Source organism: Psychrobacter piscatorii (assembly GCF_001444505.1).
GTDB classification, from domain to species: Bacteria; Pseudomonadota; Gammaproteobacteria; order Pseudomonadales; family Moraxellaceae; genus Psychrobacter; species Psychrobacter piscatorii_B.
In genome coordinates this window covers 1-15427 of record NZ_LNDJ01000071.1, presented here as the reverse complement: position 1 = coordinate 15427, position 15427 = coordinate 1, and the positions used below count along the sequence as shown (strand labels likewise).

13 protein-coding genes and 1 pseudogene are annotated in these 15427 nt (G+C 44.2%); 9 read left to right on the top strand and 5 right to left on the bottom strand.

Features of this window, described 5'->3' with window-relative positions; translation table 11 throughout:
* Positions 1 to 13 precede the first annotated feature (13 nt).
* Positions 14 to 877, bottom strand: coding sequence for a shikimate dehydrogenase (gene aroE, locus AS194_RS07440; RefSeq protein ID WP_058024880.1), 864 nt, complete (start codon positions 875 to 877; stop codon positions 14 to 16).
* A 421-nt stretch (positions 878 to 1298) separates the two neighbouring features.
* On the opposite strand from aroE, the gene AS194_RS07435 reads away from it, so the two are divergent.
* Both AS194_RS07435 and AS194_RS07430 read left to right on the top strand, forming a co-directional pair.
* The gene (locus tag AS194_RS07435; RefSeq protein WP_227511604.1) at positions 1299 to 1928 is read left to right on the top strand and encodes a hypothetical protein; all 630 of its coding nucleotides are present in this window, start codon (positions 1299 to 1301) and stop codon (positions 1926 to 1928) included.
* 12 nt (positions 1929 to 1940) lie between these two features.
* Positions 1941 to 2918 (top strand): aminotransferase class IV, encoded by a 978-nt coding sequence (locus tag AS194_RS07430; protein ID WP_058024878.1) that lies wholly within the window; start codon positions 1941 to 1943, stop codon positions 2916 to 2918.
* Here AS194_RS07430 and AS194_RS13500 read toward each other — a convergent pair.
* Positions 2915 to 3598: pseudogene (locus tag AS194_RS13500) on the bottom strand (DNA-methyltransferase). The gene AS194_RS07430 and the pseudogene AS194_RS13500 sit on opposite strands and share 4 nt — an antisense overlap.
* A gap of 109 nt (positions 3599 to 3707) precedes the next feature.
* Positions 3708 to 3908: a DpnD/PcfM family protein gene (locus AS194_RS07415; protein WP_058024875.1), complete on the bottom strand. Its 201-nt coding sequence runs from the start codon at positions 3906 to 3908 to the stop codon at positions 3708 to 3710.
* Between the two features lie 171 nt (positions 3909 to 4079).
* On the opposite strand from AS194_RS07415, the gene AS194_RS07410 reads away from it, so the two are divergent.
* On the top strand, positions 4080 to 4574 hold the full coding sequence (locus tag AS194_RS07410; protein WP_058024874.1) for a hypothetical protein: 495 nt from the start codon (positions 4080 to 4082) through the stop codon (positions 4572 to 4574).
* Here AS194_RS07410 and AS194_RS07405 read toward each other — a convergent pair.
* Entirely contained in the window at positions 4571 to 5335 is a 765-nt protein-coding gene (locus tag AS194_RS07405; protein WP_058024873.1) for a DpnI domain-containing protein, read from the bottom strand. The two genes, AS194_RS07410 and AS194_RS07405, sit on opposite strands and share 4 nt — an antisense overlap.
* A gap of 170 nt (positions 5336 to 5505) precedes the next feature.
* On the opposite strand from AS194_RS07405, the gene mltG reads away from it, so the two are divergent.
* Positions 5506 to 6786, top strand: a complete 1281-nt coding sequence (mltG, locus tag AS194_RS07400; RefSeq protein WP_058024872.1) for an endolytic transglycosylase MltG — start codon at positions 5506 to 5508, stop codon at positions 6784 to 6786.
* A 185-nt stretch (positions 6787 to 6971) separates the two neighbouring features.
* A complete protein-coding gene (gene tmk, locus AS194_RS07395) occupies positions 6972 to 7604 on the top strand; it encodes a dTMP kinase (protein WP_058024892.1) in 633 nt (210 codons plus the stop codon).
* A gap of 153 nt (positions 7605 to 7757) precedes the next feature.
* On the opposite strand, the gene AS194_RS07390 is transcribed toward tmk, so the two are convergent.
* Positions 7758 to 10067 carry a cation:proton antiporter gene (locus AS194_RS07390; protein WP_058024871.1) on the bottom strand — a complete coding sequence of 770 codons (2310 nt, stop codon included), beginning with the start codon at positions 10065 to 10067 and terminating at the stop codon, positions 7758 to 7760.
* A gap of 1015 nt (positions 10068 to 11082) precedes the next feature.
* Between AS194_RS07390 and AS194_RS07385 the strand changes: the two genes are divergently transcribed.
* From AS194_RS07385 to purC, 4 genes are all read left to right on the top strand, one after another.
* On the top strand, positions 11083 to 12498 hold the full coding sequence (locus tag AS194_RS07385) for a Do family serine endopeptidase (protein WP_413771711.1): 1416 nt from the start codon (positions 11083 to 11085) through the stop codon (positions 12496 to 12498).
* A gap of 662 nt (positions 12499 to 13160) precedes the next feature.
* A complete protein-coding gene (dapA, locus tag AS194_RS07380) occupies positions 13161 to 14066 on the top strand; it encodes a 4-hydroxy-tetrahydrodipicolinate synthase (protein ID WP_058024869.1) in 906 nt (301 codons plus the stop codon).
* Between the two features lie 122 nt (positions 14067 to 14188).
* A complete protein-coding gene (locus AS194_RS07375) occupies positions 14189 to 14503 on the top strand; it encodes a hypothetical protein (protein WP_227511603.1) in 315 nt (104 codons plus the stop codon).
* Between the two features lie 126 nt (positions 14504 to 14629).
* Entirely contained in the window at positions 14630 to 15343 is a 714-nt protein-coding gene (purC, locus tag AS194_RS07370; RefSeq protein WP_057757995.1) for a phosphoribosylaminoimidazolesuccinocarboxamide synthase, read from the top strand.
* Positions 15344 to 15427: the final 84 nt, after the last annotated feature.

Below are 15427 nucleotides of genomic sequence, written 5' to 3'. Positions count from 1 at the left end.
ATTAAGAGTTCCATTAAGTATTTTGACTCAAGGCGGCTGTCGCTTTTGCGACGTCGATTTTATGACCAGTCCAGCGCTCAAAGCTCAAGGCTGCTTGTCCGATGAGCATGCCGTAACCTTCAGACGTTTGGGCATCACGCGCCGCGAAATGCTGCAAAAAGGGTAGGTCGCGCCCATACATCATGTCATAAGCGTATTGACAGTGTAGAGTATCATCCAGCGGCAGTTTATCGCCTGATAAGCCAATAGAGGTGGCATTGATAATCATATCAAACGTGCCGCTCAAATCCTTGGTGGCACAGGTCTGAATCTGCTGTGCTGCAATCACCGAACTTGCTGCGCTCAGCTCGTTCACCAAATCTACCGCTTTACTCACGGTGCGATTGGCAATAGTCAGTGAGCCAATACCTGCTTGAATCAGCGGTAGTATGACGCCGCGCGCCGCGCCGCCTGCGCCAATAAGGGCAACGCGAGCACCGTCCAATGGCCAACCTAAGCGTGTTATGTGATTGACGAGTCCTTGTCCGTCTGTATTATCGCCGTATATGGCCTCTTTTATCGACGCGCCTTGTTGTAGTAGCGCCTCATTTATCATGAGGGTATTGACCGCGCCTGCTGTTTTGGCATGCTCTGACAAGCCGCCGCGTGCCGCACAGCAGTCATAAGCGACTTGTTTAAAGGGTACGGTCACATTAGCACCCATACCGCCACCATGAAAAAACGCCTCAATGACCGCTGTAAAACTGGCAGCATCGTCAGGGCAATACTGGCGCTGATAGCGAATATCAATACCTGCCTGTAAGGCAAACTGCGCATGAATTTCAGGGGATTTGCTGTGGGCAATCGGGTTGCCAATAACGATGAAGTGTTGGGTCATAAAGGGTCCATTGGCTAAAAGAGACAAGGCATTGTCAACATGCCTCGTTGATGGTCAATTATCATAAGCGATAAAATGATGATTGACAAACCAATGGCTCACTTCATAAGCCTTATATCGGGCAGAGTTTGATGAGTGATATATTTAACAAATATGTACCCTCTGGGAACGTTATGTGTAACCTAAAAGGTAGTCAAGCGCTGAGCAGTTGGGTAAACTATGGATTATATGTTAATTAATATAATATGCTCTAATGACTGCTAGGTTATAACTTTTATTACATACATTCTTTATTAAAAAATCCTTTGTTATCGGTGGCTTCTGAGCCAGCTCGTTAATATTCTTTTAAGATCAATCTAAAAGTGTGAGTAAATTATCTATGTGGAATCATAACCTTCAGACTCTTCTAGTCGGTACGATAATGGCAGTTAGTGTGACGCTTGGCGGCTGTGATAGCACCAAAGAGGATGCTCAAAATCCAGAGACAAACGCTGAGAGCAGCGAGCAGGCTGTGGCTGAGGCTCCTGTAGAGAACAGCGCGGTAGATAATCCTGATCTAGATGGCGCGACCGCCCAACAAGGTACACCAGTAAAATACGATGTCTCGGCATGGAACGCTGACAAGGCCGAGCCCCTTGGCACCGATGAGTTAGATAGTATCAAGTCAGCATTTGGTAAAGTAATAAGTACGGATGAAAATAGCCTAGACTATGCCAGTAATCCTGCCACCAAATATCGCTTTATGAAGACGGACGCGCCTTATCTAGATATTATCGACTCCGAAAAATATCTTGAGCTTGGCTGGTATTATGCCAATCCGACCGATTCTGATAAAGAAAAAGAGTTGAGCCAAGACCATGCCAAAAAAGCCTACCAACTATCGCGCCGACTGATGGGTGACGAGGGTGGCAAAATGGTCGCTGAGATGCTCAGTAACCAAATCATCAAAAACAGAGTCATTGGCGGACAGAAAGTAGAACTGGCAAAATGTGAGTTTTATAGCTGTATGCTAGTCATCAATAAATCCGCTGCCCAAACAGACAATAGCTAAGCGATGATAGACATGAGGTCACTGCCCAACAGCTGGGTATGTCTATATCCACAAGACGATACGGCAACCAGCAAAGCGGTGACACTGTCGCCAGACAACCGCGGCCTAGCATATGCGGATGGGTTTTTTACGACCATGGGTGTGATGGACGGACTCATCCTATGGGCAGACTACCATCATCAGCGGCTCATCTCCCATGCCGACGCCTTGCAGTTAGATATAGACTGCGAGGAACTACTGGCAGTATTAAAAATGTATGCCCAGCAGCTAGAGCAGGGTATGCTCAAGCTCGTGGTGACTCGCGCCGCACAAGACATTCGCGGTTATGGCTATGTACCAAGTGAATCAGGAAGCGCTTGTGAGATATGGCTAAAACCGGCTGTTATGAGAGTCTCCACGGCTGTGCAACTGTCATTACCTGACGGCAATCTAGTACCCATGCAGCCGAATGCCTCAGCGATATGTTTATCTTCACAGATTGCCTGCCTGCCGCCATCGCTGGCAGGACTCAAAAGCCTGAGCCGCCTAGATAATGTCCTTGCCAGTGGCGAGCTACAGCGTATAAAAGCTGAACCATTAGCGGCTAACGTTACAAAGAGCCTCAGTGAAGGGCTGCTACGTGATATGAGTGGTCACTGGGTTGAAGGTACGATGAGCAATGTGTTCTATCAGTTAGCAGATGAGCCTTTATGCGAATCTGAAACGCACTCTAGTGGCCACGAAGGTGTTGATAACAATCATGAGAGCTATCTAACAACAGGTCAATGGTACACCCCTTCTATGGATCAATCGGGCGTTGCTGGTGTGATGCGGCAGGTGATTATTGATGCTTTGTCCGCGACAGAGTACCCAGTGGTGATACGGTCGTTATCAGATGAAGACTTGCCTAGGTTGACGCGGTTATTCTTTTGCAATGCACTGCGCGGCATCATGCCTATGAGTAGTTTGACGCTATTGTCAGGTGATGTTGTAGATTTTAAATCCGTTTAGTTGTTATTTTCTTTATTTAATAAACGATAGAAATGTTGTTTAAAAAACTCTTTTTTCCCTTCATGTTGTAGGTCTTCATAGCGCGCTTGGCTGAGTTGTAGATATTCAGTTTCCTGCTCAATACCAATAAAACGTCTTTCTAAGACATTACCTGCGATACCTGTTGTTGAAGATCCAGCGAAAGGGTCAAGTATCAAAGCATTTTTTTTAGTAGAGGCTAAAATCATCTGTGCCAATAATGCCAAAGGTTTTTGCGTAGGGTGCTTACCACAAGATTTTTCCCATTTAGCAATTGCTGGCAAGCGTCACACATCTTTCATTTGCTTATCGTTATTGAGTCGCTTCATCAAATCATAATCGAAATAATGTGGCACTTTAGGATGTTTTCTCGCCCAAATAATGAACTCTGTAGAATGAGTGAAAAACTGACAAGAAAAATTAGGCGGTGGATTGGTTTTTTCCCAAGTTATAACATTGAGTATTTTAAAACCAAGCTGCGGCAAAATACGACCCAGAGTGAAAATATTGTGATGTGTACCACTAACCCATAATGTCGCATTATCTGCCATTTTCTCTCGTACAGCAAAAAGCCACTCGTAGGTAAATACATAAGCATCATTGTCACTGACAAGCTTGTCCCACTGACCTTTATTGACTGACTGGACTTTACCGTTTTTCACTGTCAAACCATCATTGAATGTACTGGTCAAGAGAAAGCGCTCTACTATTATCTATACGCTTATTCATTAATGTTCACAAGTACTGAGAGCTACTTTTGGTTTGAGCTAGCTACTCATTCTCTTCTACGCCAAAGATAATAAATTCAGTATCAAGCATATCATCAGGTTCTAAAATAATATCCTCGCTTCTATACATTTCTCGCGCTTTTAGTAGAGCAGTTTCACCATCTTCTGCAACCACTTCTATAAGTGCACTCATCGTTTCGATTACTTCTATTTGATAAGTATTTGAACCGCCTGTCTTTATCATAAATATCCTCAATAATTAAAGTCTCTCATATATCACTTCAGTCATTTATACCAATTAGATTAGCAAAAGCCCTCAAAAGAAGTGATCGTCTTTTGTTACGCAGACTTGTGCCATAAAGTAAATCGATCAATGATCCTTTTTCAATAGAAATTTTTAAAAGGACAATATCGCATGCGTTCGGTATATAAAGATCAACGAATTCCGCTACAAGTTCGTAGATTTATGATATTTAATAAAGTTTGCTGTGTAGCAAAAGAAAATCCTGATGAAGTAATTCACTTACCTTGCTACTCACAGATAGCATTTAGTATTGTCTATTCTAAGAAAGATAAAAAATACACAGCGTTTGGAAGTGTGTTTAAGTATGCGCATACCCGTCAAGAAGTCATTGAACAAGGTTTAGATAAGCAGTTTCATGAAGATATTGTGATGTGTGCAATCACAACCGAAAGACAAGCTTTTACTAAAGCTTCTCGCACTCCGTTAGGGTTGTTAATGAGCTGGAATAAACAGGTAAAAAATCGAGCTTATACCTGTCTCGATGGCAATGTGAAACACTTTTTCAAAGTAAATGATGAGCTAGAGCTAGATTATCCTCCTCACAAGTTTTACGGTCGTTTGGTTGCTGCCAAAGGTTTGCCATTATGGGATGATAAGTGTTCTTAGTATAACTTTCGATAACGACCACGACTGACAAATTCAATAATGCCTTTATCTCGTAATACTTGTAATTGCTGGCGAATTTTATCTTTTACGTGGTTGTTTTCAGGGTATTTGAGCTGTAACTCATCAGCAGAAGCATAAACTTGATTGAGAGAGAAGTGAGCATCAAGTCGATCGATACATTGCCAAACATCTAATGTCCAGCCACGCGACTCTATAGATTGCGTGCGTAAAAATAAGGTTTTTTGGAATTGCTGGGTAACCGACTCTTTATCTATGATTTTTTGGTCTTTGACCAAAAAGACTTTGCCTGACTCTGGCACTTTTCGTAAGTCAATATTGCAACCCACCCAACCTGCGCGTTTGGCAGTCACTGATAATGGTTTGCGCTTCATAATAATATCGGGCGTAAAAAACTGCTTGGGAATAATTAGAAAGTTATTAACGGCGTATGCTTTTGAGTAGGTCAAAAAGAAAAAACTGGGATTGTCCTTACTATTGATACGCTCAACCATCGTCTTATAAGCGCCGTCATTAACGATGTTGCTTAACTTGGCTTTTTTACTTTTTAGCTCATATTGCTCATTACAATGCGCGCAGTAAAAATCAGCGACAGGTTGACCGTTAGCAAATTCAGTCAAAGGCTGCTCGCTACAATTAGGACAGTAACCATTTTCTGTTACCCATGTTTCACTGAGAACGCGAATAATCTGTGATTTAGAGTGATAGTTTTTGGCGAGTCTTTGGTCAAAATATAGATTCATAATAGAGTGTCAGCATCGATGGACAGTGATAAAAATACCAGTAAAAGGTGGGAATGTTGAGCCATATAAATCAGTGTATAGACCAAGTTAATGCATAAGCTAAGCAAATACCATTGAAAATCGTACGGTTCAGTGCTAAATTCTAGCAAACATCTGCCTCGCGAGTTGCCATGAGCAAGCCCACACCCAATACACCACCTGAACGTCCCAATGAGTCGCCATCGAATAAGCAAGATGGCACAGTCGAGGAGCGTGTAGACACCACGCTACCGGACGCGCAACCAGTGGTAGATAGGGTGCAAGACACACCAGCGACCAATGTCTCACTGATCAGTGGCAACAGCAAACCGCGTCAATATAAAGTCAACAATCCCTCATTTTTTATGCAGCGCGGTTATCAAGTATTGCTAGTGCTAGGGCTCATTGCTGCATTTTTCTTAGTTATGGTATATCAGACCTTATTTGGTCGTATCGAACAGCCACAGCAAATGGTCACGATTGAGCAAGGTCAGACGTATTATGGCCTATTGCCGCAGTGGCAAAATCAGATTCCGCTGTTCTCGGCCAGCGTAGCCAAGCTATATATCAAGTCGCAAGTTGATGCGCCTTTGCATGCAGGTATCTATCAATTACCTGAGAACCCAACCATCGCTGAGGCATTGCAAATATTAGAGCAGGGCGCAAAAGCAGCTATGGTAAAGGTGCAAATTATCGAAGGCAAAACCTCAAAAGATTTGTACCAAGCGCTGCGTGATAATGACAATATCGAAAAAGAAGTGCTGACCGCCGGCAGTGATAATGCCAGCATTGCACAAGCGTTAGATTTGGCTGGTATATTGCCAGATAGTGTGACTAATAGTAGTGATCCTATCGTCAATCATAATCTTGAAGGTTGGTTTGCGCCCGATACCTATTATTATGGTGAAGGAACGAGCGATAAAAAAGTGCTCACGGACCTATATAAACGCCAGCAAAAAGCGCTGACTGATGCGTGGGAAAATCGCGCGCCTGACCTACCTTATAATAGCCCTTACGAAGCATTAGTAATGGCATCTATCATCGAAAAAGAAACCAGCGTACCAGAAGAGCGTCCGCTAGTCTCTGCCGTGTTTAGAAATCGCTTAATTAAAAATATGCGTATGCAGACCGATCCGACCATCATTTATGGTATGGGTAGCCGTTATGATGGTAATATCCGCCGCAAAGACATCGATGAAAAAACGTCTTATAATACCTATCAGATTGATGGCTTACCGCCAACGCCAATCGCGCTGCCATCTGCTGCATCTATCGAAGCCACCTTGCATCCTGCCGATAGCGACGCGTTATATTTTGTGGCAACAGGTAACGGCGGACATAAATTTACCAATAGCTTGGCTGAGCACAACCAAGCGGTAAAAGACTATCTGAGCGTCATGCGTGAGAAAAAATCTCAAACACCGCCGCAATAAAGCACTTCTTTATCTCTTATAAAACTTATCGTTTATTAAGCGCTATAATCTAACGATAGCGCTCATCAATGACATAAGGTCATATCATGTCAGTATCTATACAGACCAACGCGCCATCCGTACAAACGAGTACAGCATCGTCCACGCTACCGGAATCAAATGCTTCACAAACGACGACCGCACCTATTGTAGGGCGGTTTATTAGTTTTGAAGGAACGGAAGGCGTCGGGAAAACCACGGCGATTGAGCAGCTCTGCTTGCAACTAGAGAAAAATGGTATTCACTACCTTCGTACTCGCGAGCCGGGTGGTAGTCCGTTTGCTGAGCGACTGCGCGATATATTGCTAGATCCTGCGACTGAAATTGAGGATGATACAGAGCTTTTATTATTATTTGCAGCACGCTGTGATCATATGCAGCAAGTCATCCTGCCTGCGCTACAACGTGGCACATGGGTCGTTTGTGACAGGTTTACGGACTCTACTATTGCGTATCAAGGGTTTGGACGCGGACATGGCGATCAAGTGATGCTGACCAAAATTGAGACGCTGATCGAGCAGTTTGTGACCCAATTACCTGAGCTGACTTTATGGCTTGATTTGCCAGTAGCAGAGGGCATGGCACGCGCCAATAAGCGCAGCGCAGCAGATCGCTTTGAGCAGCAAGCAATGGCGTTTTTTACTTGGGTACATACCGGTTTTAGTCAACTTGCAAGCTCGCATCCTGAACGTATCCAGCGTATCGATGCGTCAGGGAGTACTGATGAGGTGAGCGCGCGGATATGGCAGGCAGTCGTAGACAGATTTGATGTTGAATAATCATATTTGAGTGATCATTTTTATCTTGTAAGTAGATTTAATAATCAAGCGGATATGATAAAGGTAAAAAGCCCCAGCATGTCGCTGGAGCTTTTTCAATGACAGCTCGTTATTTAACCAATTATGATGTTAGCGGGTAAATAACGATAGAGTTTATTTGTCACTATTTTTGTCATTCAGCTCACTCTGCTCGGCTTCTTTCTCAACTGCGATAGAAGCGTCAGTGTCAGTTTTGGCAGTCGAATGAGTAGCACTGTCTTGACCAGAGTCAGGAAGACGATTGGGATCAAGCGCTCCTTTTTTGTTTTTAGGCGCGTTACCATTACCGTTGGTATTACTATTACTAGGCGCTTTTGTTTTCGAGGTCGCGGTCGAGTTTGCTGACATCACACCTGTGTTCGCTGTGTTGGTAGCCTCTGTTTTTGGTGCTGCTGCCTTATCATCGGCCGCGACTGTCGCAGTATTGGACTTATCTATAGCGCTGTTCGCATTAGGGGCACTGGCGACGCTTTGCTCAGTATTTTGAGCCGTATTAGTTAGCGTTTCTGGCGCTGGTTTTTGTAGGTTATCGCCGCCCAGCTCTTTTTCTTTACGCTTTTCAGGCGCTTTTGAGCTCGATTCAAAGTTAGCATCGGCGACCATACGCGCTTGTTCTTGCTTTGGTGTCACGTCCACTGGTTTTGGCTGTACTTCATCATCCACGACCAGTGAGATAAGCTTACGATCACGCGGCACCGTACCGTCGAACTTATCAGTAATGACGTGCAGCTTGCCTTCTTTGTCTATGGTATATAGCGGCACAAACTGCTTGTTATCCGCTTTATACTGCTCAAAGCTATAGCTGTCAGTGATGTTGGTGATTTTGATGCGCGCTTTTTTGGACAGCATACTAGCAAGCTTGGTATACGTCACATCTTTGCCAAACAGCCACTGTGAGTGAAAATTGGACTGCTTGTCGTCGCGCTCACTTTTGACTTTTTCATCACTGAACTTGAGACGGTATAGCTTACGCTCGCCAAATTCATGACGATAATGAATCTCAGACAAGGTATTCATCTCTTTGTCCATACTCATGGCAAACAAACGCCCAATACCAATCAGATCAAGATGGTGATCAGCGTGATCAGAGATGGGGTTGCCAAAGTAAGTACGCAGTCCGCTCATGCGTGCGCGCGCAATATTGGTATAGTTATTATGGGCGACGATGACGTCGAAGCCTTGCTCTTTCAGAGAGGTAGCGATGAGTAGTGCAATCGGGTTTGAGCCGACGATAAGAATACCGTTGGTCTCAGGCTCACGTACGCCCAGCAAGTTGCCGACCACCTTTGCGCCCAGACCCTGAATCATCACCGTGCCAATGATGACCATAAATACCAATGGTACAAGCAGCTCAACACCCTGAATATCATACTCTTGCAAACGAATCGCAAACAGGGAGGAGATGGCAGCAGCGACGATACCGCGAGGGCCAATCCAGCTGATCATGAGCTTTTCATTGGTTTTTAGGTTGGAGCCGATAGAGGACGCCCATACCGATAATGGACGCGCCACAAACATGACAATAGCAAGGAGCACCAGACCTGCAAAACCTACGCTTAACAAACTTGCCAGCTCTACACGAGCGGCCAAAATAATAAATAGCACAGAGATCAGCAGAACGGTTAAAGACTCATTGAACTCCAAAATCGTCTCGCGTGGGAATTTTGGCCAGTTTGCCAAAGCTACGCCCAGTACGGTCACAGTCAATAATCCTGATTCATGCTCCAAGTGATTCGATACCGAAAATAGTACCAGCACAAATGCCAGGGTAAAAACATTGCGCAAAAACTCAGGAACCATATGACGACGCATGAGGAACGCCAGCAACCAAGCGCCTGCCATACCAAGGGCGGTTGCCAATACGACAATTTTGGCAAATAGTAAGATACTACTGGCTTCACCGCCTGAGATGATATATTCATAGACCAATACCACGGCGATTGCACCGATTGGATCAATGATAATACCTTCCCATTTGAGGATATTAGAGATGGTTTTATTGGGGCGCACGCTACGCAGCAGCGGCATAATGACCGTCGGACCGGTCACACAGACCAGCGCACCAAACAGCAATGCAATCAATGGATCGACATCGAATAGCAAATAAGTCGATAGCGCCACGATAGCGATGGTGATGAGTACACCAACCGAGACCAGCATTTGCACGACAGTACCATGCTGCTTGATCTCATCAAACTCTAGCGTTAGCGAGCCCTCAAATAGAATAATTGCCACGCCCAAAGAGATAAAGGGGAACATCAGCTCACCTAATACCAAATCAGGGTCAAACACCCCTAGGACTGGTCCGATGATAATGCCAATGAGCAATAAAAATAAAATGGACGGTTGCTTCAAATACCAAGCCAGCCATTGGGCGGCAATGCCAATCCCAACCACGCCGGATAGCAATAGGGCGGTATCCATAAATTAATCCTTTTGTAATCTTGTCATATTTTATATCTATCCATAGCTGCTATAAGATAGTCGCTACCATTCGTTTATGATCAATTGTTATCATTACTGATTGTATCTGGGTCATCACACTGATAGCCATCATGAATCGCAACATGAGCTTGAGATGATATATACACTATAAAGTAGCAAGAGCAAAAGCATTCTTAGACAAATAACAGTGGTCTAAAAGTGCAAAAGATGGAAAACAGGGATGATGATAGCCAGCTTGATAAACGAGTAGTCGATAGCATTTTTACTAATTGACTTTTGTTTGTTTTATGATTTGTTTTGCTTGCTATCATAACATGATTTGATTCATATATATGTATATAGAGCCTGCCACGATATCAGCGCGCAGCCACAAAATTGTATAAAGTCAGTATGAAATAACCATGCCTTGGGTTATCCTGCATTATGGAAATAATGGCAAGATAACGTTTTGTCCATCATACAGTAGCTACGTTGGTCATGCACGCCGCCAAAACAACAATAATATGACGTCAATCAGAGACCGTATATTGGCGCTGAAGGTTTATGTTTACTAAAGCCAACAACCCTGGTTTTGATTAAAATAAATATAAAAACGGGGCTGACATGATCGTTACTATATCAGCCTAGCGATAAAACATATATGAAATCGATGCATAGCACGAATACCATCGTGTAATATGAGTATAACGATATAGTCAATCCTAAATAAAACAGATACATTATATATCAAGGTGGAACTGGTCTAAATTTTCCTTGCGTGCTGTGCCTACGCAGACAGAGGCTGCGAAAAATTTATCCCAGTCCCACTGTATCGTTTTTATACTGAATTCACTATATAAGCAAATATAAGAACGCTGACCAATAACGATTGGGGTTATGTGCGTCAGGCAAGACGTTATCAAGTACCATCATCTAATTACCAACAATAATAATGACCATTCATATGGAGGACAATATGCCTATCAATATGTTTAAATCACGAACCACTGTCGATATGCGACTTTGGTTACAGCGCAGTGCGCTGGCGCTCGCTGTGAGTACGGCGATGGTGGCTAGTATTAACGTCACCATAATGAGCAATGCACATGCGGCTGTAACCACGGCTGATTTCTCTGGCCTAGTTCAACAAGTGACACCCGCAGTGGCGCGCGTCAACGTCACCAAGACAGTGAGTGAGGCTGAGCTTGCTAAGGCGCAAACGGCTGAAGTGTTGCGGCAGTTTTTTGGCGATCGGGTGCGCATTCCTGATCGAGCAGTCACGCCAGCGATAGAGCATGCTTATGGTACGGGCTTTTTTGTCACATCTAACGGCTACATGCTGACCAATCATCACGTCATCGAGGGCGCTGACAAAATCACCGTCACACTTAATGATAGAACCGAGCTTGATGCAACCTTGATTGGTAGCGACGAGCGCTCAGATGTGGCTGTACTAAAAGTTGAAGGCACTCAGTTCCCCGCGCTACCGATTGGCGACTCAAACAGCTTAAAAGTAGGGGAGCCCGTACTAGCCATTGGTTCACCATTTGGTTTTGATTATTCAGCCTCCGCTGGCATCGTTAGTGCCAAATCACGCAGCTTCTCACGCGAAACCAGTGTGCCGTTTATACAAACCGATGTGGCGCTGAACCCTGGTAACTCAGGTGGCCCTCTATTTAATCAGCGCGGCGAAGTGATTGGTATCAACTCGCGTATCTTTAGTGGGACGGGCGGCTACATGGGACTATCGTTCTCTATCCCGATTGACGCTGCTATGGATATCTATGAACAATTAAAGACCAGTGGTGAAGTCGCTCGCGCATATTTGGGTATCTATCCCCAAGATATCGACCGTAATCTGGCCGAAGCTTATAAATTGGATAAACCACAAGGCGCTTTGCTGACCCGCGTTTCTCCAGACTCGCCAGCACAAAAAGCAGGTCTAAAACCTGGTGACATTATCTTGCAGTACAATAATGTACAAATCATGCGAGCATCCGACTTATTGAATCTGCTCAACCGAGCAAAGCCAAGCGATCCATTTCGCGCACAGATTCAGCGCAATGGTAAGCAGATGATCATTAGCGGTAAACTCGCTTATGCACCTAATGATGTCAGAGCCCAAAGTGGGGATCAGCAAAGTGATGATGTCCAACTGGGCCTACGTTTGCGCGATTTGACCAAAGATGAACAAGCAGAGATTGCTACAGACAATAAAACGGGGGTGTTGGTCACCACGGTTGATCCGACAGGGTTAGCCGCGCGCTCGGGGATCTTAGCAGGTGATGTCATTACCAATTTTCACCAAAAGCCTATTAAGAAAGTAACGGATTTTTCTGACGCCATCTCATCCCTACCCAAAAAAGGCGTTGTGACCATAGAGGTCATCCGCCAAGGCATCCCTGCTATTATTGGTCTGCGTATTGAATAGATAAAACCATAAGGAAGTGATTTGGACAGCAGCATACCGAAAAACACCGAAAAGTATAATTGCTCATCATAAATACCGCTCGCTATAAGAGATACGCAAACGGATATTGCATCAGTCTGCAAATAATGTATTTAAATATTCATCAGCAGCGGTATAGGCACGCGAGGCCTGCCTTTTCGCTTATATCGTCCCACCATCGATGTGTTGACGATTCGTTAACATTAATCAAAAGACTTATCAGTGCTGATTCATTACGCTAAACTAGCTATTAAGTTCAGCGTTTATTTATTGATAAAGCTCTGAGCTTATATTTATGGTTTTTGGTAATACAAAAGCCTCTTTTTGACCTTTGATTTATGATTGCAGCATCAATTGATTGATAGCGGTCAAATCAAAATATGCTACACTAGCAGGCGTTTTTACTATTATATTATATGGCGCAACAGGTATTTGTGGTCACTGGCATCGATAATGCCAATACTCACTTTAATACGCAGTAATTTATAATGTAAATGTTATGATAATAAATAAAATTTCAGCATTAACATCAAGCAAGGGTTGGCCATTAGCGTTTATCAACGTATATAAATTTTTGGCACTTGCAAACGACCTATCATGTGACAGCTTTGATAAAAGCTAGGATAATACAGTAAGGCACGGTTATGAGCACAGCATACGACGAGATCAAAACCCGATTACAAGGCTCAATGGTAGCCTTGGTAACGCCCATGCACCCTGACGGTACAGTTGATTATAAACGTCTGGCTGACCTCATAGACTGGCAGATCGAGCAGGGCACGCATTGCCTCGTTGCTGTCGGCACCACTGGCGAGTCGGCAACCCTATCGATGCAAGAGCATAGCGATGTCATTCGCTATTTTGTCCAGCATGTTAAAGGTCGCGTACCAGTCATCGCAGGTACTGGTGCGAACAACACTATGGAAGCGATTAAACTGACTCAAGACGCAGCAGATGCTGGTGCAGATTGTGCGTTGTTGGTTGCTCCTTATTACAATAAGCCGCCACAAGAAGGCTTGTTTCAGCATTATCAAGCCATTGCTAAAGCCGTCAATATTCCTCAGATGCTCTATAATGTACCGGGTCGCACGGTCGTCGATATTGCCCAAGACACGGTCGAACGTCTTGCTGATATCGACAATATCGTTGCTATCAAAGATGCGACAGGCTCTGTTGGTCGCGGTGAGCAATTGATTAAAGCTGTTGGTGACAGAATGGTCGTATTGTCTGGTGATGATGGCACAGCGCTTGATCTACTAAAAGTAGGTGGTAAAGGCAATATCTCAGTGACTGCCAACGTGGCGCCAAAAGCCATGAGCGAGACTTTCGCTGCTGGCTTGCGTGGTGATTTTGAAACGGCTAGTCAGATTCATGACGTAGTCAAACATCTACATCGTGACTTATTCATCGAGTCAAGTCCTATTCCTGCTAAGTATGCGCTACATAAAATGGGCATGATCGATAAAGGGATACGCTTACCACTCGTTTGGTTGGCAGAGCAACATCATGCGACTATTGATGAAGCGTTGGTTCGAGCAAACATACTATAACCTGATCTTCAGCGATTTAAGACTTGTTGCTTGACGATTAATATTCAAGAGAGCAACAAGTCAACTTATCATGATAAGCCAACCGCCTAAATGAGCAATAACTGCTAACTCAGAGAGACAACATGATGACAGTATCATCAAAAACGACAAAACTACTTCCTGCAATGCTGACCTTAGTTTTGGGTAGTACGTTGGTATTGAGCGGCTGCCAAGCGACCAAGAGCCTGCTTGGAAAGCGCGACAATGGCAGCTTAGACTATCAACAAAGCAAAAAGCTTGCACCGATAGAGCTGCCGGCTGCTCAAGAAACAGCGCCTTTCGTGCCTTTGTACCCAACCCCTAATGTGGGCGCGAACACGCTCCAACTACAAAATGAGTCAGGTAATCAGTATCAGTTGCCAAAGCCTCAGCGTGCTGTTAGTAGCCCTTCAAACTAATTTCTTTCTTCATTTGTACCGCCGATTTTTATGATTATTGATTAAAATAATATCGATATTGTAATAAGAGTCAGCGGTCGCTGCGCGTTTTTACCACATAAGCTTGAACGAACAGGAACCCCCATAATGCAAAAGCAACAACTGCTGTATAAAGGCAAGGCCAAATCTGTCTATGAAACAGAAGACAATGATCTTCTGATTTTACACTTCCGTGATGATACCTCAGCGCTCGATGGTAAGCGTATCGAACAATTGGCGCGTAAAGGCGTGGTGAATAACCGCTTTAATGCTTTTATCATGCAAAAATTGTCTGATGCTGGTATCGAGACGCATTTTGAAAAGCAATTGTCTGACGACGAAGTATTGGTCAAGCGCTTGGATATGATTCCTGTAGAGTGCGTGGTGCGTAACTTTGCCGCTGGTAGTTTGGTACGTCGTTTGGGCTTAGAAGAAGGGCAGGCATTGACGCCGCCAACGTATGAGCTTTTTTATAAAGATGATGCGCTAGGTGATCCGATGGTCAATGAGTCACTTTCTGTATCTCTTGGCTGGGCAACCAAAGAACAATTGGCTAAGATGGAAGAGCTGACCTATCAAGTCAACGATGTACTCAAAGCATTGTTTGATGCGGGTGATTTGATCTTAGTGGATTTTAAACTAGAGTTTGGCGTATTCCACGACCGTATCGTATTGGGTGACGAGTTCTCACCAGATGGCTGCCGTATCTGGGATAAGAATACCAAGAAAAAGCTGGATAAAGACCGTTTCCGTCAGTCATTAGGTGATGTGATTGAAGCTTATGAAGAAGTGGCTGACCGTATTGGTGTGCCATTAAAATAAGCATTCGATAGGTAGTATAAAATAAAAACTGAGCCATGTGCTCAGTTTTTTTATGGCTGAACCGCCCCGAGTATATCGGAGAGT

What these genes read in the sequence shown, in the direction of transcription:
- AS194_RS07390 (WP_058024871.1), bottom strand. Translation starts at nt 10,067, where the DNA reads ATGGATACCGCCCTATTGCTATCCGGCGTGGTTGGGATTGGCATTGCC.
- AS194_RS07405 (WP_058024873.1), bottom strand. Translation starts at nt 5,335, where the DNA reads ATGAATCTATATTTTGACCAAAGACTCGCCAAAAACTATCACTCTAAA.
- purC (WP_057757995.1), top strand. Translation starts at nt 14,630, where the DNA reads ATGCAAAAGCAACAACTGCTGTATAAAGGCAAGGCCAAATCTGTCTAT.
- AS194_RS07430 (WP_058024878.1), top strand. Translation starts at nt 1,941, where the DNA reads ATGAGGTCACTGCCCAACAGCTGGGTATGTCTATATCCACAAGACGAT.
- AS194_RS07435 (WP_227511604.1), top strand. Translation starts at nt 1,299, where the DNA reads ATGGCAGTTAGTGTGACGCTTGGCGGCTGTGATAGCACCAAAGAGGAT.
- AS194_RS07385 (WP_413771711.1), top strand. Translation starts at nt 11,083, where the DNA reads ATGCGACTTTGGTTACAGCGCAGTGCGCTGGCGCTCGCTGTGAGTACG.
- dapA (WP_058024869.1), top strand. Translation starts at nt 13,161, where the DNA reads ATGAGCACAGCATACGACGAGATCAAAACCCGATTACAAGGCTCAATG.
- mltG (WP_058024872.1), top strand. Translation starts at nt 5,506, where the DNA reads ATGAGCAAGCCCACACCCAATACACCACCTGAACGTCCCAATGAGTCG.
- AS194_RS07375 (WP_227511603.1), top strand. Translation starts at nt 14,189, where the DNA reads ATGATGACAGTATCATCAAAAACGACAAAACTACTTCCTGCAATGCTG.
- AS194_RS07410 (WP_058024874.1), top strand. Translation starts at nt 4,080, where the DNA reads ATGCGTTCGGTATATAAAGATCAACGAATTCCGCTACAAGTTCGTAGA.
- AS194_RS07415 (WP_058024875.1), bottom strand. Translation starts at nt 3,908, where the DNA reads ATGATAAAGACAGGCGGTTCAAATACTTATCAAATAGAAGTAATCGAA.
- aroE (WP_058024880.1), bottom strand. Translation starts at nt 877, where the DNA reads ATGACCCAACACTTCATCGTTATTGGCAACCCGATTGCCCACAGCAAA.